This is a genomic window from Staphylococcus sp. Mo2-1, assembly GCF_046721385.1.
GTDB lineage: Bacteria > Bacillota > Bacilli > Staphylococcales > Staphylococcaceae > Staphylococcus > Staphylococcus equorum_A.
This window is the reverse complement of record NZ_JBEUUK010000001.1, coordinates 579,129-597,811: the sequence shown is the minus strand read 5'-3', so window position 1 is coordinate 597,811 and position 18,683 is coordinate 579,129. Positions and strand designations below refer to the sequence as shown.

At 33.3% G+C, this 18,683-nt stretch carries 12 protein-coding genes and 7 pseudogenes; 3 read left to right on the top strand and 16 right to left on the bottom strand.

Translation table 11 applies throughout. The features are described 5' to 3' along the window. Nucleotides 1-21: 21 nt before the first annotated feature. The 11 genes and pseudogenes from ABLV95_RS02995 to ABLV95_RS02945 form a co-directional block, all read right to left on the bottom strand. Nucleotides 22-1,097 (bottom strand): annotated as a pseudogene (locus tag ABLV95_RS02995) (ABC transporter substrate-binding protein). Beyond that, nucleotides 1,097-1,907 (bottom strand): annotated as a pseudogene (locus tag ABLV95_RS02990) (ABC transporter permease). The pseudogenes ABLV95_RS02995 and ABLV95_RS02990 overlap by 1 nt, the downstream one beginning before the upstream one ends. A 5-nt stretch (nucleotides 1,908-1,912) precedes the next feature. Continuing rightward, a complete protein-coding gene (locus ABLV95_RS02985; RefSeq protein WP_427704976.1) occupies nucleotides 1,913-2,716 on the bottom strand; it encodes an ABC transporter permease in 804 nt (267 codons plus the stop codon). After that, nucleotides 2,703-3,803, bottom strand: coding sequence for an ABC transporter ATP-binding protein (locus tag ABLV95_RS02980; protein WP_460872528.1), 1,101 nt, complete (start codon nucleotides 3,801-3,803; stop codon nucleotides 2,703-2,705). Before ABLV95_RS02980 ends, ABLV95_RS02985 begins: the two co-directional genes overlap by 14 nt. 12 nt (nucleotides 3,804-3,815) lie before the next feature. Continuing rightward, complete coding sequence (locus tag ABLV95_RS02975) at nucleotides 3,816-4,355, bottom strand: helix-turn-helix domain-containing protein (RefSeq protein ID WP_427704980.1); 540 nt, start codon at nucleotides 4,353-4,355, stop codon at nucleotides 3,816-3,818. A gap of 166 nt (nucleotides 4,356-4,521) precedes the next feature. Continuing rightward, nucleotides 4,522-4,800 carry a UPF0223 family protein gene (locus ABLV95_RS02970; RefSeq protein ID WP_427704983.1) on the bottom strand — a complete coding sequence of 93 codons (279 nt, stop codon included), beginning with the start codon at nucleotides 4,798-4,800 and terminating at the stop codon, nucleotides 4,522-4,524. A gap of 150 nt (nucleotides 4,801-4,950) precedes the next feature. Beyond that, a pseudogene (gene lpdA / locus ABLV95_RS02965) lies at nucleotides 4,951-6,359 on the bottom strand (dihydrolipoyl dehydrogenase). Between the two features lie 3 nt (nucleotides 6,360-6,362). After that, nucleotides 6,363-7,659: pseudogene (locus tag ABLV95_RS02960) on the bottom strand (dihydrolipoamide acetyltransferase family protein). Nucleotides 7,660-7,809: 150 nt separating this feature from the next. After that, nucleotides 7,810-8,787, bottom strand: a complete 978-nt coding sequence (locus ABLV95_RS02955; protein WP_460876336.1) for an alpha-ketoacid dehydrogenase subunit beta — start codon at nucleotides 8,785-8,787, stop codon at nucleotides 7,810-7,812. A gap of 3 nt (nucleotides 8,788-8,790) precedes the next feature. Continuing rightward, nucleotides 8,791-9,903: a pyruvate dehydrogenase (acetyl-transferring) E1 component subunit alpha gene (gene pdhA / locus ABLV95_RS02950; protein ID WP_460872526.1), complete on the bottom strand. Its 1,113-nt coding sequence runs from the start codon at nucleotides 9,901-9,903 to the stop codon at nucleotides 8,791-8,793. A 264-nt stretch (nucleotides 9,904-10,167) separates the two neighbouring features. After that, complete coding sequence (locus ABLV95_RS02945; protein WP_069816410.1) at nucleotides 10,168-10,794, bottom strand: YkyA family protein; 627 nt, start codon at nucleotides 10,792-10,794, stop codon at nucleotides 10,168-10,170. A gap of 126 nt (nucleotides 10,795-10,920) precedes the next feature. Between ABLV95_RS02945 and def the strand changes: the two genes are divergently transcribed. Then, complete coding sequence (gene def / locus ABLV95_RS02940; protein ID WP_460872525.1) at nucleotides 10,921-11,472, top strand: peptide deformylase; 552 nt, start codon at nucleotides 10,921-10,923, stop codon at nucleotides 11,470-11,472. Nucleotides 11,473-11,531: 59 nt separating this feature from the next. Here def and ABLV95_RS02935 read toward each other — a convergent pair whose 3' ends face one another. Then, entirely contained in the window at nucleotides 11,532-11,804 is a 273-nt protein-coding gene (locus ABLV95_RS02935) for a hypothetical protein (protein ID WP_285322953.1), read from the bottom strand. 509 nt (nucleotides 11,805-12,313) lie between these two features. Between ABLV95_RS02935 and ABLV95_RS02930 the strand changes: the two are divergent. Further along, nucleotides 12,314-12,528, top strand: a pseudogene (locus ABLV95_RS02930) (DNA-dependent RNA polymerase subunit epsilon). Continuing rightward, nucleotides 12,528-14,408, top strand: a complete 1,881-nt coding sequence (rnjA, locus tag ABLV95_RS02925; RefSeq protein ID WP_460876334.1) for a ribonuclease J1 — start codon at nucleotides 12,528-12,530, stop codon at nucleotides 14,406-14,408. Before ABLV95_RS02930 ends, rnjA begins: the two are co-directional and overlap by 1 nt. Before the next feature lie 139 nt (nucleotides 14,409-14,547). Here rnjA and ABLV95_RS02920 read toward each other — a convergent pair whose 3' ends face one another. From ABLV95_RS02920 to ABLV95_RS02905, 4 genes and pseudogenes are all read right to left on the bottom strand, one after another. Continuing rightward, nucleotides 14,548-15,291: an HAD-IIB family hydrolase gene (locus tag ABLV95_RS02920; RefSeq protein ID WP_427704987.1), complete on the bottom strand. Its 744-nt coding sequence runs from the start codon at nucleotides 15,289-15,291 to the stop codon at nucleotides 14,548-14,550. A gap of 196 nt (nucleotides 15,292-15,487) precedes the next feature. Further along, entirely contained in the window at nucleotides 15,488-16,147 is a 660-nt protein-coding gene (locus tag ABLV95_RS02915; protein WP_002508010.1) for a potassium channel family protein, read from the bottom strand. A gap of 97 nt (nucleotides 16,148-16,244) precedes the next feature. Beyond that, nucleotides 16,245-17,264: pseudogene (locus ABLV95_RS02910) on the bottom strand (cytochrome d ubiquinol oxidase subunit II). After that, nucleotides 17,264-18,618 (bottom strand): annotated as a pseudogene (locus ABLV95_RS02905) (cytochrome ubiquinol oxidase subunit I). The pseudogenes ABLV95_RS02910 and ABLV95_RS02905 overlap by 1 nt, the downstream one beginning before the upstream one ends. Between the last annotated feature and the right edge of the window lie 65 nt (nucleotides 18,619-18,683).

The following is an 18,683-nucleotide window of genomic DNA, read 5'->3' as shown; positions in this document are numbered from 1 at the left end:
CAAATAACTACTAACTATGACTTATTTTAATGACATTTTAAAATTTAAAAATCTTTCATTATATTCACTTAACGCCTCTTCACCTAAATCTTTATAAACTTCTAAATTGGCTTGTTCTTCCTTTGTTGGATAAAACCGTTCATCATTTTTTATGCTTTCAGGCAATTGAGTTCTTGTCTGCCTTATTAGGTGTCGCATAGCCCACCCATTCTGTATTTTGTTTACTATGTTCAGCATCTAATAAAAAGTTCATAAACTTATAGGCACCTGCTTTATTTTGTGTGGTCTTAGGTATAACCATATTATCAAACCACAGATTTGAACCTTCTTTTGGAACTACATAATCAAACTCTTCATTTTGTTGTACAATTGGAGCCGCAACACCGCTCCATACCACTGCAATATTTGCTTCATGCTGTTCTAACATCATTGAAATTTCATCACCTACCACGCCTTTAACATTAGGTCCTAAACGCGTTAAATCTTTCTCAGCTTCTGCTAAATATGACGAATGCGTCTCATTTATACTATAACCTAATTTATTTAAAGCTACACCTATCATTTCTCTCGCACCATCTACTAATAATATATCATTTTTATATTTTGCTTTATAAAGCTGATTCCATGACTCAAAATTATCATTTGGATATACATTTTTATTGTAAATAATACCTACAGTACCAAAAAAATAAGGTATTGAATACGTATTATCTTCATCAAATGGCATATCAAGATAATCTGCATCAAGATTTTTCATATTAGGTAGTTTCTCATGATTTAGAGGTAATAACAATTGTTGTCTTTTCAATTTTTGAACTGTATAGTCACTCGGAAAAGCAACATCATAATGAGTGCCACCATTTTTAATTTTGGCTTCCATCGCTTCATTTGAATCAAATGTTTCATAAACGACTTCTATTCCTGTTTCCTTTTGGAATTGTTTTAATAAACTAGGATCAATATATTCTCCCCAATTATAAACATAAATTTTTTCACCAGTCTCAGAGTGCTTGCTTTGAAGTGAATCTTTGGCTGATAAATAAACATATCAAACCAACGACAATAGAAATTATAATTAACTGTAAAAAACGTTTCATTATAATATACCCCGTTTCACTTGTTTTTTATGCTTAAGTATTTTTTTAATAAAATAATACCCTAGTATACTTAACATAATACCAACAAATAAAATGGTAGATATTGCATTAATTTCCATGCTAATACCTTTTCTTGCCATTGCATAAACTTCTACGGAAAGCACACTAAATCCATTACCAGTAACAAAGAAACTGACAGTGAAATCATCTAATGAATAGGTCAACGCCATAAAAAAGCCCCCGGTAATTGCTGGCATTAAATGAGGCAACATTACCTTATTCAATACTTGAAACTCCGTGGCACCTAAATCACGAGCCGCGTTTAATGTATGATTATTCATTTCATACAATTTAGGTAACACAATGATTACCACAATAGGAACACAAAAAGCAATGTGTGAAATAAGTACCGTTATCAACCCAAGACCTATACCAGTAAAATGTCCTATAGCAGTAAACATAATTAAAAATGAAGCGCCAATAACAACATCAGAAGATACCATTAAAACATTATTTAATGTAAGTAATGAAACTTTTAATTTCTTGTTTTTTAAATGATATAAGCCAATTGCACCTAATGTTCCTATTACAGTAGCACATCCAACGGCTAATAATGCTACACCAATCGTATTAAAAATGACAGACATTAATCGGTCATTATTGAATAACGATTGATAATGTTCCAAAGTAAAGCCATCAAAATGAACCATATTACCAGCGAGCATTAAACGAATAAACCATTAAAAATAATATTGGAGCATATAAAATAGTAATTAATATACCGATATATAATTTGCCATACCATCTCATATGATTCACCTTTTCCTATTCGTAACATTAGTATTCGTAATAATTAAGATGAACGCCATAAATACGATTAAAAACAACGCAATCGTTGAACCCATTCCATAGTTTTGTATCACTAGAAATTGTTCTTCTATGGCTGTCCCAATATTAATCACTTTATTACCTGCAATAAGTCTCGTAATCATAAAAAGCGACAATGCTGGTATAAACGTGACTTGAATTCCTGTCAGTACACCTTGCTTCGTAAGTGGTAGGATGATTTTTCTAAATGTTGTTAGCTTATTCGCACCTAAATCACTTGAAGCTTGCAAAATATTTTCAGGAATATCCTTCATACTATTAAAAATAGGTAAAATCATAAATGGAATATAAATATAACTTGCTACTATTAAAAAAGCGGGAACAGTAAATAACAATTCCATTTTAGGCAAATGTAAAAAATTCATTATTTGATTGATAATACCATCATGACTGAAAATGCCTATAAATGCATAGGTCTTCAGTAGTAAATTAATCCAAGTTGGTACGATGAGTATAAGTAACCATATATTTTGATGTTTAGATGAACTTATAAAATACGCAGCTGGATAGCTTATAAGTAGCGTTATACACGTAATTGCTGCAGCAAAACATACCGAGTCCCAAATCATCGTGAAATATTTCAATGAAATCATCTGTTTATAATTTTCCAATCCAAAATGCCCTTGCATATCAATAAACGAGAAATAAACAAGAAGCATCACAGGAACAACGATAAATAAAACCATCCACATTATATAGGGTATAAATAAAAATATATTAATCTTGCGCATAATCGATTTCCTCGTAACTTTCAATACGCTTATCAAATTCAGCTTCACTTTCACCTGGTACCATAATATGAATTGCTTCTGGTTCAAAGTATAAACCAACTTTACTATTAAGTTCTGCTTTTTTAGTAGAGTGAATCAGCCATTCGTAACCTTTACTATCAATGCAATTGATTTCATAATGTACACCTCTGAAAAGCATAGAAACAACTGTCACTTCGAATAAACCTTGCTCCAGTTGAATCAAGGATATATCTTCCGGCCTAATCACTACTTCTACATGCTGTTGTGATGGTATACCCATGTCTACACATTCTAAATCTTGACCGTAAATATTCACAATATAGTCCTTTATCATTGTGCCTACAATAATATTTGATTCTCCTATGAAATCGGCAACGAAACGATTTACTGGTTCGTCATATATATCAGTTGGCGTGCCAAATTGTTGTATTTTACCATTTTTCATTACAAATATATAATCACTAAGCGCTAACGCTTCTTCCTGATCATGTGTAACAAAAATAAATGTTATACCTAATCTAGATTGTATTTCTCTTAATTCATACTGCATTTGCGTTCTTAATTTTAAATCAAGTGCTGATAAAGACTCATCTAATAATAATATTTCTGGCTCATTCACGATTGCACGTGCAATTGCAATACGCTGTTTTTGCCCCCCACTCATACCTTCAATTGTTCTATTTTCATAGCCAGTGAGTTTAACAAGATTTAATGCTTCTTTCACTTTTTTATTAATGGCACTTTTGTTCATTTTCTTTAATTTTAATCCAAAAGCAACATTATCATATACATTTAAATGCGGAAATAATGCATAGTCTTGAAATACTGTATTCACCTTGCGTTTGTTTGTTGGTATATGATTAATTGACTGATTTTGATATATAATATCGCCTTCATCGGCTTGTTCAAATCCTGCGATAAGTTTTAAAATTGTTGTTTTACCACAACCAGAAGGCCCAAGTAATGTATAAAAATGACCTGACTCAATATCTATATTAATTTTATCTAATATGGGTGTATCATCATAAGCTTTACTTACAGCATTAAACGATAATAACGGATTCATTTGTGCTTCCTCCTATAAATATGATGCGGTTGCAACAATCATAACTCGAGCTTCATTTGGTGTAGAATTAATTAATCTATGTTCTTGCTTTGCTTTAAAATAAAGCGCATCTCCCATTTCAGCATGAAACGCATTACCACCTAACATTAATGTAACTTCACCCGCTAAACAATATATAAATGTATCCGAATTTGAAGGTTCAAAATTTTTATATGCAGTATTTCCATTTAAAGTAATTATAAGTGGTTCCATTTCAAACTCATTAGATTGCGAAATTGGCCAATGAAGTATATAGCCTTTGTCATGTTCATCATAAGTAACTTGTGATGCCTTTTTATATAATACTTTCGGTTCTTCAGGCTCTTTGAAAAAATCACTTGCGCTTGTACCTAAAACATCTAAAATATTCAAAAATGTTTCCATACTTGGTGAAGCATATTGATTCTCAATTTGAGAAATATAGCCTTTTGATAAATCTGTGCGTTCAGCTAAGTCTCCTTGAGTGAGATTTTTTATTTGTCTTAGTGTTTTAATCTTCTTACCTATATTCATCATGACATCCTTTATATAAATTAACTTTTTAGGATTATACGGCATTTTATGATGTGCACTACACTAAAATTTCGCAAAAATAAAAAAGCTATATACTGTTTACTTTTATCAAACATTTTATTTAATGCTTAATAAAAATATCAGAATATAGCTTATATGACAATAGTTATTTTTTAGTTGCACTAAAAAACTTTTGACTGTTGTCAGTTTGAACTGTTTTTACTGCTTGGTAACTATTATATCCACTACTTTTTTCGAATTCTTTAAAAATCTGTTTTTCTTCTGCTTTTCCAGGAACGATTGTTTTGAATTGTCTGTAACGATCTAATAATAATTTACCTTCTACTTTTGATTCATAAAAAGATTCTACAGCATTGAAAAATGATACAACTTGCATCATTTCATCATTTGACCAATCAAGGTCTATCGGATATTGATACTCCATATAAGTATCCCTCCTACTTTTCATCAAATATTTTAGTTTCTTTTAGATGTTATATTTTAAAATAAAAAAAGGGAGCGGGACAGAAATCAAAATTTGATTTCGTATTCCCGCCCCCACAAGGCTATCGTTATATCTGTTACAACAATGAAATTACATTGTGTGTACTGGTAAACCTATAGCTTTTTCAGCAGCTTCCATAGACATTTCACCTAACGTTGGGTGAGCGTGTACAGTTAATGCTAAATCTTCAGCATTCATTCCAGCTTCGATTGCTAAACCTAACTCAGAAATAATATCAGAAGCGCCAGTACCAACTACTTGGGCACCTACTAATGTATTATCTTCTTTAAGCGTAATAAGTTTAACAAAACCAGTAGTGTCATCTAATGATAACGCACGGCCGTTAGGCTGCATAAGGGAATTTAGAAGCAGTAATTTTTAATCCTTCTTCTTTAGCTTGAGCTTCTGTATAACCTACTTGAGCAAGTTCTGGCTCAGTGAAACATACAGCAGGCATACCGATGTAATCTACTTCTGATGCTTCACCAGAGATTACTTCAGCTGCTACTTTAGCTTCATAGCTTGCTTTATGCGCAAGTGGTAAACCAGGAACGATATCACCAATTGCAAAAATGTTTTCGATTGAAGTACGGCTTTGTTTGTCTACTTCGATTAATCCACGTTCTGCAAATTTAAGACCTAATTCTTCTAAGCCTAATTCATCAGTGTTAGGACGACGACCTACAGTAACTAATACATAATCAGCATCGATTGTTTGTTCTTCGCCATTTACTTCGTAAGTTACTTTAACGCCGTTTTCAGTTTCTTCAGCAGATTTAGCCATAGCTTCAGTTACAATGTCAACGCCTTTTTCTTTCATACCTTTTTTAACAGGTTGCGTCATTTGTTTTTCAAAACCGCCTAAGATATCTTTAGCGCCTTCTAAAATAGTAACTTCTGAACCAAAGTTTGCAAAAGCAGTTCCAAGTTCAGAACCAATATAACCGCCACCAACAACTACTAATTTACCAGGAACTTCTTGTAAATTTAGAGCGCCAGATGAATCAATTACACGATTTCCAAACTCGAAGTTAGGGATTTCAATTGGTCTTGAACCAGTTGCAATAATCGCGTTTTTAAAGTTATATGTTTGAGCACTTTTCTCATCCATAACACGTAAGCTATTGTTATCAACAAAGTAAGCTTCGCCTTTAACGATTTCTACTTTATTACCTTTTAACAATCCTTCAACGCCGCCAGTTAATTTTTCAACTACTGATTGTTTGAATTCTTGAACTTTATTAAAATTAAGTGAAACACTTTCAGCAATAACACCTAAATTTTCTGAGTTCTTAGTTTCATCATAACGGTGTGAAGCGTGTAACAATGCTTTAGAAGGAATACATCCAACATTAAGACATACGCCACCTAATGTGCCTTTTTCAACGATTGTTACTTTTTGACCTAACTGTGCTTGCACGAATTGCTGCAACATAGCCTCCTGGTCCTGCTCCGATTACAATAGTGTCTGTTTCAATTGGGAAATCTCCAACTACCATATTTTACCCCTCCATTAATAATAATTCTGGATTATTCAATAAACGTTTGATATGATTCATAGCATTTTGGCCAGTAGCACCATCAATTTGTCTGTGGTCAAAGCTTAATGATAATGATAATACTGGTGCGGCTATTATTTCTCCATCTTTAACAATTGGTTTTTGTGCAATACGGCCAATGCCTAATATAGCTACTTCTGGGTGATTGATTACTGGAGTGAACCATTGTCCACCAGCAGAACCGATATTACTAATCGTACATGTAGCATTTTTCATTTCATCTGCAGCTAATTTTCCGTCACGTGCTTTAACAGCAAGTTCGTTAATTTCGTCTGAGATGCTGAACATTGATTTACGGTCTGCATGTTTAACAACAGGAACTAATAATCCTCTGTCAGTGTCTGCGAGCAATACCGATGTTCCAGTAATGTTTGTGTACAATCTCGCCAGCATCTTCGTTAAATGAAGTGTTAAGCGCTGGATATTTTTTAAGTGCAGAAACAAGTGCTTTAACAACATAAGGTAAGAAAGTTAATTTAGTACCTTGTTCAGTTGCAACTTCTTTGAATTTTTTACGGTGATCCCATAATTCTTGAACATCAATTTCATCCATTAATGTTACGTGAGGCGCAGTGTGTTTTGAGTTAACCATTGCTTTACCAATTGCTTTACGCATTGCAGGTATTTTCTCAGTTGTTTCTGGGAATTCGCCTTCTGTAGAAACTGGTGTTGATTGTCTTGCACTTGAAGTTTCTTCAGTTGTTGTAGCCGCACTTTCATTTGAAGCTGCTTCTCCGCCACCATTTAAGTATGCGTCCACGTCTTCTTTAGTTGTACGGCCATTTTTACCTGAACCTGAAACAGCTTTAATGTTAACGCCATTATCACGAGCATATTTACGAACTGAAGGCATTGCTTTAACACGTTTGCTTTCATCTATTTCTTCGTCTTTAGAAGCTTGTGCGAGTGCTTCTTCTTTAGTGCTTTCTTCTGCAGGTACTTCTGTTTCTTCACTTGCTGAATCGTCACTTTCACTACCTTTGAATTGCATTTCTTCTGCATCTGGTGAATCGATTTTTACGATTGTGTCACCAACAACTGCTACAGTACCTTCATCTACTAGTACTTCTTCAATAGTACCTGAAACAGGTGATGGGATTTCAACAACTGATTTATCGTTTTGTACCTCAGCTAAAATATCGTCCTCTTCAATTGTATCTCCAGATTTAATAAACCATTTTACAATTTCACCTTCGTGGATACCTTCACCAATGTCGGGTAATTTAAATTCAAATGCCACGTTATTATCCTCCTAAAAATTCATATTAAGTCAAAAATTAGAAATTGAGCGATGAACAATTAAGTCACTATCTCATGCTATAAATATAAATTTGGATGAAGTAGGTGTATCAACTAAACTGATATCATCCTACTTCATTAAATATATATATTAAAATTCTAAAGTTTCTTTCGCTTTTTCAATGATGTCGTTTTTGTTTGGTAACCAAACATTTTCAGCTTGTGTAAACGGATAGACTGTATCTGCCGGCGCAACACGAGCGATTGGCGCTTCTAATGAAAGAATAGAGCGTTCTGCTAATTCAGAAACAACTTGTGCTCCAACACCAGCTTGACGTTGCGCTTCTTGGATTACTACAGCACGTCCTGTTTTTTCTACTGAAGCAACAAGCGTTTCGATATCGATTGGTTGAACTGTACGTAAGTCAATAACTTCTACTGAATAACCATCTTTTTCTAACTCTTCTGCTGCTTTTAATGACTCTTGTACCATTGCACCATATGCAATAAGTGTAATGTCATTACCTTCTTGTTTCACACTTGCTTTACCAATTTCGATTGTGTACTCTTCTTCAGGTACTTCATCACGGAAAGAGCGGTATAATTTCATATGTTCTAAATATACAACTGGGTCATTACTTCTGATTGCTGAGATTAATAATCCTTTAGCATCATACGGATTAGACGGAATTACAACGTGTAAACCTGGTGATTGAGCTAAAAGACCTTCTAAGTTGTCAGCATGCAATTCTGGTGTATGAACGCCACCACCAAATGGTGCACGAACAGTAACAGGTGATTGTTTAGAGTTACCAGAACGGAAACGCGTACGCGCAATTTGTCCTGCTATAGAGTCGAATACTTCAAATACAAATCCTAAGAATTGTACTTCCATTACTGGACGGTATCCTTGAGTAGATAAGCCTAAAGCTAGACCACCAATACCAGATTCAGCTAAAGGTGTATCAAATACACGGTCTTCACCGAATTCTTTTTGTAAACCTTCAGTTACACGGAAAACACCACCGTTAACACCGACGTCTTCACCGAAAAGTAAAACATTTTCATCGTTTTGTAATTCGGTTTTAAGCGCGTTGTTAATCGCTTGAACCATTGTCATTTGTGCCATCGGTTACTTCGACTCCTTCTCTTTATAGATTTCATATTGCTCTGCTAAATGTTGAGGCATTTCTTCATACATGTTTTCCATCAAGTCAGTAACTTTTTGTTTTTCAGTATTATCTGCCTCTTTAATAGCAACTTTAATTTCAGATTTTGCACGTTCGATAACTTCATTTTCTTTATCGCCAGTCCATAAACCTTTATTTTCAAGATATTTTCTGAAACGAACTAATGGATCCTTTTTCTCCCATTCAGAATCTTCATCAGATGTTCTGTATTTCGTTGGGTCATCTCCAGCCATAGTATGTGGACCATAACGATAAGTGATTGTTTCAATTAAAGTTGGACCTTCACCATTAACAGCACGATCACGCGCTTCTTTAGTTGCTTGGTATACTGCTAAAGCATCCATACCATCAACTTGAATACCTGGGATACCAACTGCAATAGCTTTTTGAGCTAATGTAGTAGCGACAGTTTGCTTGCTACGTGGCGTTGAAATCGCATAATTGTTATTTTGTATAACGAAAATTGCAGGTGCTTTATATGCAGAAGCAAAGTTAATACCTTCGTAGAAATCACCTTGTGACGAACCACCATCACCAGTATAAGTAATTGCTACAGCACTTTTACCACGTTTTTTAATACCAAGCGCTACACCGGCAGTTTGAACATACTGTGCACCGATAATAATTTGTGGGCTTAATGCGTTAACGCCTTCAGGCATTTGATTACCTTTAAAGTGTCCTCTTGAGAATAAGAAGGCTTCAGTTAAAGGTAAGCCTTGCCAGATTAATTGTGGAACATCACGATAACCTGGTAATATAAAATCTTCTTGTTCTAAAGCGTATTGTGAAGCTAATTGCGAAGCTTCTTGTCCTGCTGTAGGAGCATAGAAACCTAATCTCCCTTGTCTATTTAATGAAATAGAACGTTGGTCAAGAATACGTGTCCAAACCATTCTCTCCATTAATTCAACTAATTGCTCGTCTGATAAATCTGGTACTAGATCTTCATTAACGATGTTACCATCTTCATCCAAGATTTGGATCATTTCAAATTGAGATTCAGTATCTTTCAATACTTTCTCTGCATCGAATTGGGCTTTTAATTTCGGAGCCATTCAATTCACCATACCTTTCCCGTATAATAGAAACTTATTTTATCCTTCAATATTGTACCACAAAACTGTTACACTGTTAAATAATTTGAAAAAGTTCTGTAATACTTAAGACAAGTACAGTTTTTAATCTGTACCACTGTTTTTCATAGCGCTGTACTACTCCAAAACCGAGTCACTATAAAGTAATTTCCTTAAAATTGTAAGCGCCCTCATATCATATGCTATAACGTAGCTATTTAAAATTCAAATTTATCGCTTTTAAATTTAAGAAAGATTGTCTACATCTTCTTTTTCTTTGTTCACTTTATTCATTGCATCCGAGTATTTTTCAAATGATTTATTCATATTTTTATATGATTTCGAAACCGCTTCTGCTTTATTGTCTATTTGCTCTTGACTCACTTCGTCACCCGAAGTGTATCCAAACATATCTTTTTCCTTATTCAAAATGTTTTTATATGCTTTGGCGTATTCATCATGTGCTTTGTATTTATCTTTAAGCGCTTGATTCAATTGTGTCACTTCTTTTTTCTTATCTTCATCGCTTATATTATCAACATGCTTTTCAGCTTTTTTAAATGCTTTTTCTGAGTTATCTAAAGCTTCTTCTTCTTTTTTAAATGTTTTTTCTCTTTCTTCAACATTGTCCACGACTTTTTTCGAGGTATCTTTCACTTCTGCTTGGTCTTTACCATTAATTTGCTCAACTAATTTTTGCTTGTCTTGTTCAAGACTATTTAATTTCTTCCCTACTGAAGATACAGGTTTCTCTTCATCAAATGCTTTTTGTACTTTTTCATTATAATCTTCTATTTCACCTTTGTCTGTTGTACACCCCGCTACTAACATTGTAGAAGCGAGTATTGCACCGATGCTATACTTTAATTTCATTTTTTGAGAAATCCTCCTTTATTTGTGTGTTATATTATATAATATTTTATAAGAAATCAAATGTATCACTGTATTTTAAGCGTTAAACTTTGGTATATTTTATATTAAGGAAGGTGTATGAACAAAATGATAACAATGAAAGATATTATCCGAGATGGTCACCCCACACTTCGTGAAAAAGCAAAAGATGTAACAATACCGCTTTCTGACGAAGATCGTGAAACTTTAAAAGCTATGCGCGAATTTTTAATTAATAGCCAGGATGAGGAAACAGCTAATAAGTATGGACTTCGCTCAGGAGTTGGACTTGTCGCTCCACAAATTAATATTGCCAAAAAAATGATAGCAGTTTATTTACCAGATGATGGTGATGGCAAAAGTTATGATTTAGCATTAGTTAACCCTAAAATCATGAGCCACAGCGTTCAAGAAGCTTATTTACCAACTGGCGAAGGTTGTTTAAGCGTAGATGAAAATATTCCAGGACTCGTCCACCGTAAATATCGAATCACGGTAAAAGCTACAGATATAGATGGTAATGACGTGAAATTACGTTTAAAAGGTTACCCGGCTGTTGTCGTTCAACATGAGATAGACCATATTAATGGCGTAATGTTTTATGATCATATTGATCCAAACAACCCACTTACGCCACATGAAGATGCAGTAGAAGTTTAAGCTATTAAAAATAATATGCCGTTAGCACATTGAGGATTTCTCAAAGCTAACGGCATTTTTTACATAAAGTCATCTCTTCGTTCAGTAAATGGTATATCTAATTTTTTGAGTTCTGTCTTTAAATCGTTTAATTCTTTAATGTCTATAAATTCTGGGTCATGATTATGTTTAACGTAATTTTGATCACCATTTACAGTATCAATTATTTCATTATAATTAAAAAACATGATTACTTGTTCTGTACGGATTTCAAAAGTGATATCTTGAAATATTTTATCGTTTCGATTTTTTTCTTTTTTAACATCTTCTATAATTCTATTCACTCGATCCATTTCTACCACCCTTACCCATCTATCGTTTCTATAATTTAATATATTACTCTATGAAATATTAAATAATAACTCTCTTTCATCATAATTAACTTTCAACGCACACTCAAGTTTTATGATGATTTATTACAGTATTTTACATAACTAAAGATTTGAATTTGCTGATTAAATATTAATTATAATAAAAATGAAATTATTTGTACTTATTAAAAGAGGCACTAAAGATAAAACTGCTTTATTTATTCTACTACATCATGTAAAATGAGAAATAACTGAAAACATATGAAACATAAGTGTTTGTAGTTTTCTAAACGAACGAACTGAAGATCTCCCTAGAAACATACTGGGCAAAAAAACTAGTATGTTCTATTTATATACAGTATCGGCGTCCATGCATAATTAGAAGTGCAGTTAATTTCAAATAACCAATGGATACTTAACACTTTTATATTACTAGGGTTTTACTATACAAAATTAAAAATCACACATGATTTTAGGAGGAAATATATAAAATGGCAGTATTTAAAGTTTTTTTCAAAAAACAAAAGAAGAAGTAATAGTACGTGAACACACACAAACAATTTACGTTGAAGGACAAACAGAAGAACAAGTAAGAAGATATTTAAAGGATCGTAACTTTAACATTGAATTTATTACTAAATTAGAGGGCGCACATTTAGAATACGAAAAACAATCAGATCACTTCAATGTGGAGCAAGCTGAATAATGAAACAAATTCACAAAAATGAAGTTGCGGTTTATGCGCTTGGTGGCTTAGGCGAAATTGGTAAAAATACTTATGCCGTTGAGTATCAGGACGAAATCGTTATTATCGATGCGGGTATCAAATTCCCTGATGATAATTTATTAGGTATCGACTATGTCATTCCTGATATTACTTATTTAGAACAGAACCAAGATAAAATTGTTGGTCTGTTTATCACTCACGGACATGAGGACCATATAGGTGGTGTGCCCTACCTATTAAAGCAAATTAATGTGCCTATATATGGTGGACCATTAGCTTTAGGTTTAATCAGAAATAAATTAGAAGAACATCATTTATTAAGAACTGCAGAACTTATTGAAATTGATGAAAGCAGTGTCATAAAATCTAAGCATTTTGAAGTTTCATTCTATCTAACTACACATAGTATTCCAGAAGCATATGGTGTTATCGTTAACACGCCAGAAGGAAATATTGTGCATACGGGTGACTTCAAATTTGATTTCACACCAGTTGGTGAACCTGCAAATATAGCTAAAATGGCAAAATTAGGTGAAGAAGGCGTACTTTGTTTGCTTTCTGACTCTACTAATTCACTTGTACCAGACTTTACGCTAAGTGAACGTGAAGTGGGTCAAAATGTTGAAAAGATATTCCATGATTGTAAAGGTCGAATCATATTTGCTACATTTGCATCAAACATTTACCGTGTGCAACAAGCAGTTGAAGCTGCAATTAAACACAATCGTAAAATTGTTACATTTGGTCGTTCAATGGAAAACAACATTAAGATTGGTATGGAATTAGGCTATATCAAAGCACCACCAGAAACGTTTGTTGAGCCGAATAAAATCAACACCGTACCTAAGCATGAATTATTGATTCTATGTACAGGTTCTCAAGGTGAACCAATGGCGACATTATCTAGAATTGCCAACGGGACACATAAACAAATTAAAATCATCCCTGAAGATACAGTTGTATTTAGTTCTTCACCTATTCCAGGTAATACGAAAAGTATTAACCGCACAATAAATTCACTTTATCGTGCAGGTGCTGAAGTTATTCATAATAAAGTATCTAATATTCACACTTCTGGCCATGGTTCTAAAGGCGATCAACAATTAATGTTACGTCTGTTACGCCCTAAGTTCTTTTTACCAATCCATGGTGAATATCGTATGCTAAAAGCACACGGTCAATCAGGTATTGAGTGTGGCGTTGAACCAGATAATGTGTTTATCTTTGATATAGGTGATGTCTTAGCATTGACACATGACTCTGCTAGAAAAGCTGGTAGAATTCCATCAGGTAATGTATTGGTTGATGGTAGTGGTATTGGCGATATCGGTAATGTAGTCATTCGTGATCGTAAATTATTATCAGAAGAAGGTTTAGTGATTGTCGTTGTAAGCATAGACTTCAAAACAAATAAACTACTTTCTGGACCTGATATTATCTCACGTGGTTTCGTATACATGCGCGAATCTGGACAATTGATTTATGATGCACAACGTAGAATCAAAACGGATGTTATTTCAAAATTAAATCAAAATCCAGAGATTCAATGGCATCAAATTAAATCATCAATCATTGAAACGTTACAGCCTTATCTATTTGAAAAGACTGCACGTAAACCAATGATCTTACCAGTCATTATGAAAGTAAATGAAGATAACAACCAATCATTTGCTAAGAAACCTAGCCCTAAAAATGACAAACCTAAAAACAACAACACGAAAGCACCAACAAAAAATCCAAAGCCTAACAATCAAGACAAGAAAAAAACAATAACAATCCAAAACCTAAACCTAAAAAAGATGAAACAAATCAATCATCCGAATCATAGGTATTATAAAACAGTCCACACAATGTTTTGACATTGTGTGGACTGTTTTGCTATGACTAATCTATTTTATACAAATTGATTATTTTGCTGTGTAAAAGAGTTCTATAATTTCGACTGCTTAAGATGGTACTTTTTAAGTCTTGTACCATTGATTAACATACCTCGTTTAATTAATAGTATTTTAATGATTCCGCAACCGAAAAAGTATTGTTTTGTATTTGTTTTACATTAGAAAACGATAGCATTTCTATATTATCTCCTACGCAATAGGATTTTTGAGCATGCTTGAGTAATTCAAAATCATTTATATCATTTCCGTATGCTATATATGGTTTTGAACTAATAATCTTTATTAAAGTTGTATACTTGTTTATTTCTTTAGCTGTTATATCGATGTTATTTTCAACATTATGATAATTTATAGATAAACTATCCTCATATTTTTTCAATTGTATTTTTAAACATTCAAATAGTTTATCTGATAATCCAATTAAGATAATCTTAATTGGATTATCTATTTCACTCATCTTTAATCTTTTTGCCATTCTATCGGGATCTAACTGTTTAAATATTTTGCTATTTTCATTTACATTTGCGGCGTAATCAAACGATCCATCAATTATATAATTCAAACTATTTTCATTAATCATATTTTTTAAATGTTCGTACTCATTAGAGGGGATATGTTTGATTACTGAGATGATTTTATTCTGAGAAATAATTGACCCATTACCACCTATTAAAGTTTTATTTTCAAAACCTCTAACTACAGGTAGTAAATCTCTAATTGGACGAGCAGATGCGAATATTATTTGATGCCTTTCTTCTAACCTTTTTAATTCACTACGTATGTCTGTATCTATATCACTACCATTAAAACAAATTGTTCCATCTACATCCATGACAATAATCATATGCACACCTCCTATATTTTCGATAATATATTACCATATAACACCCTTTTATTAAAAAGAATTTATTAAAAAAGAATTTTTTCCATTTCTTAGTTTACTCAAATAAATTACTTATTATGCATCAACTAAGCAGTATAATAATCGAAACAATAAAAAAGAAGCCTCCTGTTTTGGAGACTTCTTCAATATTACTTATTTATCGAACCACTTTTTTCTCAAAACGATTTAAGTCATTATCATGCCCTATCATAATTAATATATCACCGATTTCAATACTAATATTAGGGTCAGGAGAAACTAATATTTCTTTACCTCTTTTTATAGCAATAATACTTATCCCGAATTGTGCTCGAATATCTAATTCTATAATGGTTTGGCCAGCCATTTTTTCGCTCGCTTTAATCTCTACAATTGAATGTTCATCTGCAAGTTCTAAATAATCTAACACACTTGCACTTGCGACATTGTGAGCAATTCTTCTTCCCATATCTCTTTCAGGGTGAACAACCGTATCCGCACCAATTTTATTTAAAATTTTTGCGTGATAATCATTTTGCGCTTTAGCTGTTACTTTTTTTACACCTAACTCTTTTAAAATTAAGGTTGTTAACGTGCTTGATTGTATATTCTCACCTATAGCTACGATGACATGATCAAAATTTCTGATACCTAAACTTTTCATAACAGCTTCATCTGTTGTGTCGGCAATGACAGCATGTGTCGCAATATCACTATATTCGTTTACACGTGCTTCATTCATATCAATTGCCATAACATCCATATCTAATGCGTTAAGTTCTCTTACTATACTGCCACCGAATCGACCTAAGCCGATAACCACATACTCTTTGTCCATATGCGTCCTCCAATTTAAAAAATCACGGATAAGATAGCTATTCATCAGTCTAGACGAACTAGTGAATAACTATCAATACCTCATTTTAAAAAATAATTTATTTTTTTCCTTCGACATAATCTTTGTCGAAAACAAATAATCTTAATAATAATATTAACGATGGAATGAGTAAAAGTAAACCTAAAACAAATGCAATAATTAAAGCAATGGCCATGCTACTATTAACAACGCCTTCATCTATACGAACATATGGGTATAGAATGTATGGCATTTCTGTCGGCACCATATCCGAAAAATGCAAATCCCATTTGTAGTATAACAAGGATAAATGCAAATCCGTGCCATTTTTTCATTAACGTAAGTACCATAACACCTATAAAGCTTATAAAGCTTAGTAGGAACATCCACCAATAATCAGTTACTGCGCTTAAGAAATGCGCTTCGTTTTGTAGTCTTAACGATACAAATACGAATAATGAAATTGCAATCATCGGTGGCCCCCAGAACAAGAACCAATATCTTAATAAATCATATGCTTGGTTTGTCTTTAGCTTTTGAAGCATAGTACGTAAGGAAACCTGAAGAAATGTATAGCACTGATATAACAGCTAAGAATACGACAGACCATGAATAAGGACTCAAGGCTAATTCAAGCCAGTCCAAATCTATATTATCACCTGAACCTGTGATAAAGCCCCCTTCTGATATTGTTAGCGTTGTAGCAAGCGCCGCAGGTATAAATAATCCTGACAAGCCGTACATTGCTAACCAAATGAGTTTTGAATCAGGTCCATAATTTTCAAATGCGTAAAAACTACCTCTAATTGTTAGTAATATTAATGCTATTGAAGCCGGTACGAGTAGTACCGTACCAAAGTATTTCGCCGCATCAGGGAAAAATCCTACGATGCCAACGAAAAAGAATACAAAGAATACGTTTGTTACTTCCCACACAGGATTTAAATAACGACCTATTAAATGGTTTATTTGTTTATCTTGTTTAGTTACTTTTGCGTGAAGTGTAAAGAACCCAAGCACCAAAATCAATAGAGGCGATAATAATATAAGAGAATAAAAATATTCCAAGTACTGTAATACCTATATAAGCAAATATCATTACTCATCACCTCTTTCTGGTGTATTTTCTTCTACATCTTTATATGCTGGTTTATTTCTGAACATACGAATTAATACATATGCGGTAGTCACGATTAAAATCATATATAAGATACCGAATAATATTGTCACGAGTGTTAAACCACCTGCTTGAGTTGCGAGCATCAGCTACTTTAAGGTAACCACGAACCAACCATGGTTGACGACCTTGTTCAGTTAAGAACCAACCAGCTTCTATTGCAATCATTGCTGCTGGTCCAGTTAATAATGCACCATACAATATTGGTTTTGAATAAGTGAATTTGCGTAACTTCTTAAATATAAGCGTTAATATAAACGCACCTGATATAATCAAGCAGAATACACCCATTGAAACCATAATATCAAAGTAATAGTGTACAATCATCGGTGGATGCAGTTCTTCTGGAAACTCATTTAATCCTTTCACTTCAGTGTTTGTATTATTGTCAGCCAAGAAACTGAGTATACCAGGTATTTTTATGGCACCTGATACTTCTTGTGTTTCTTCATCTAAGCTACCAAAGAATATTAAATCTGCATTGGACTCTGTTTCAAAGTGCCATTCATAAGCGAGCAAGTTTTTCTGGTTGCTCTTGATGTAGAAACTTAGCTGATAAATCTCCAGCTAACATAGAACCTAAAGTAAATACTACGCCAAGAATCATTGTTAGTTTCAATGCTTTTTTATGATATTCTGTATCTTTCTTGAATTTGTTTTTCAATAATTTAAATGCGGCAATTGCGGCAAGTACAAATGCCATCGTCATAAGTGCTGTAGCAACAACGTGGAACGATCTAATTAAGAACGATTCGTTAAACATTGTTGCCCAAGGTTGGACGTTAACCATTTTTCCATCTTTCATATCGAAGCCAGCTGGTGTATTCATAAATGAATTGACCGCTGTAATGAAAAATGCTGAGAATGTACCACCTATAATGACGGGAATACTAATAAGGAAATGGGTCCATTTACTCTTAAATCTATCCCATGTATATAAATAGATACTTAAGAAAATTGCTTCAAAGAAGAAAGCAAATGTTTCCATAAATAATGGTAATGCAATAACGTGACCACCCATTTGCATAAATGTTGGCCATAATAGTGATAATTGCAGTCCAATAATTGTACCTGTCACAACACCAACAGCTACCGTAATGGTATATCCTTTAGACCATCTTTTGGCTAATGTTATATATTTTGGATCATTTCTTTTTATACCTAAAAATTCAGCAACAGCAAACATTAATGGCACGCCCACACCAATCGTTGCGAATATGATATGAACCGCGAGTGTCATCGCAGTTAAAAAACGGGCTAATTCAACTGAATCCATAATATCACCTTTTTTATTTATTTGTGACAAAAATCACAACGTTTATTCATTATAAACTGCTTTAC

Bases quoted from the DNA above. Each gene is read 5' to 3' on its own strand.
- ABLV95_RS02985 (WP_427704976.1), bottom strand. From the start codon at position 2,716: ATGCGCAAGATTAATATATTTTTATTTATACCCTATATAATGTGGATG.
- ABLV95_RS02920 (WP_427704987.1), bottom strand. From the start codon at position 15,291: ATGATTATTGTCATGGATGTAGATGGAACAATTTGTTTTAATGGTAGT.
- ABLV95_RS02980 (WP_460872528.1), bottom strand. From the start codon at position 3,803: ATGAATCCGTTATTATCGTTTAATGCTGTAAGTAAAGCTTATGATGAT.
- ABLV95_RS02945 (WP_069816410.1), bottom strand. From the start codon at position 10,794: ATGAAATTAAAGTATAGCATCGGTGCAATACTCGCTTCTACAATGTTA.
- rnjA (WP_460876334.1), top strand. From the start codon at position 12,528: ATGAAACAAATTCACAAAAATGAAGTTGCGGTTTATGCGCTTGGTGGC.
- def (WP_460872525.1), top strand. From the start codon at position 10,921: ATGATAACAATGAAAGATATTATCCGAGATGGTCACCCCACACTTCGT.
- ABLV95_RS02935 (WP_285322953.1), bottom strand. From the start codon at position 11,804: ATGGATCGAGTGAATAGAATTATAGAAGATGTTAAAAAAGAAAAAAAT.
- ABLV95_RS02970 (WP_427704983.1), bottom strand. From the start codon at position 4,800: ATGGAGTATCAATATCCGATAGACCTTGATTGGTCAAATGATGAAATG.
- ABLV95_RS02915 (WP_002508010.1), bottom strand. From the start codon at position 16,147: ATGGACAAAGAGTATGTGGTTATCGGCTTAGGTCGATTCGGTGGCAGT.
- ABLV95_RS02975 (WP_427704980.1), bottom strand. From the start codon at position 4,355: ATGAATATAGGTAAGAAGATTAAAACACTAAGACAAATAAAAAATCTC.
- ABLV95_RS02955 (WP_460876336.1), bottom strand. From the start codon at position 8,787: ATGGCACAAATGACAATGGTTCAAGCGATTAACAACGCGCTTAAAACC.
- pdhA (WP_460872526.1), bottom strand. From the start codon at position 9,903: ATGGCTCCGAAATTAAAAGCCCAATTCGATGCAGAGAAAGTATTGAAA.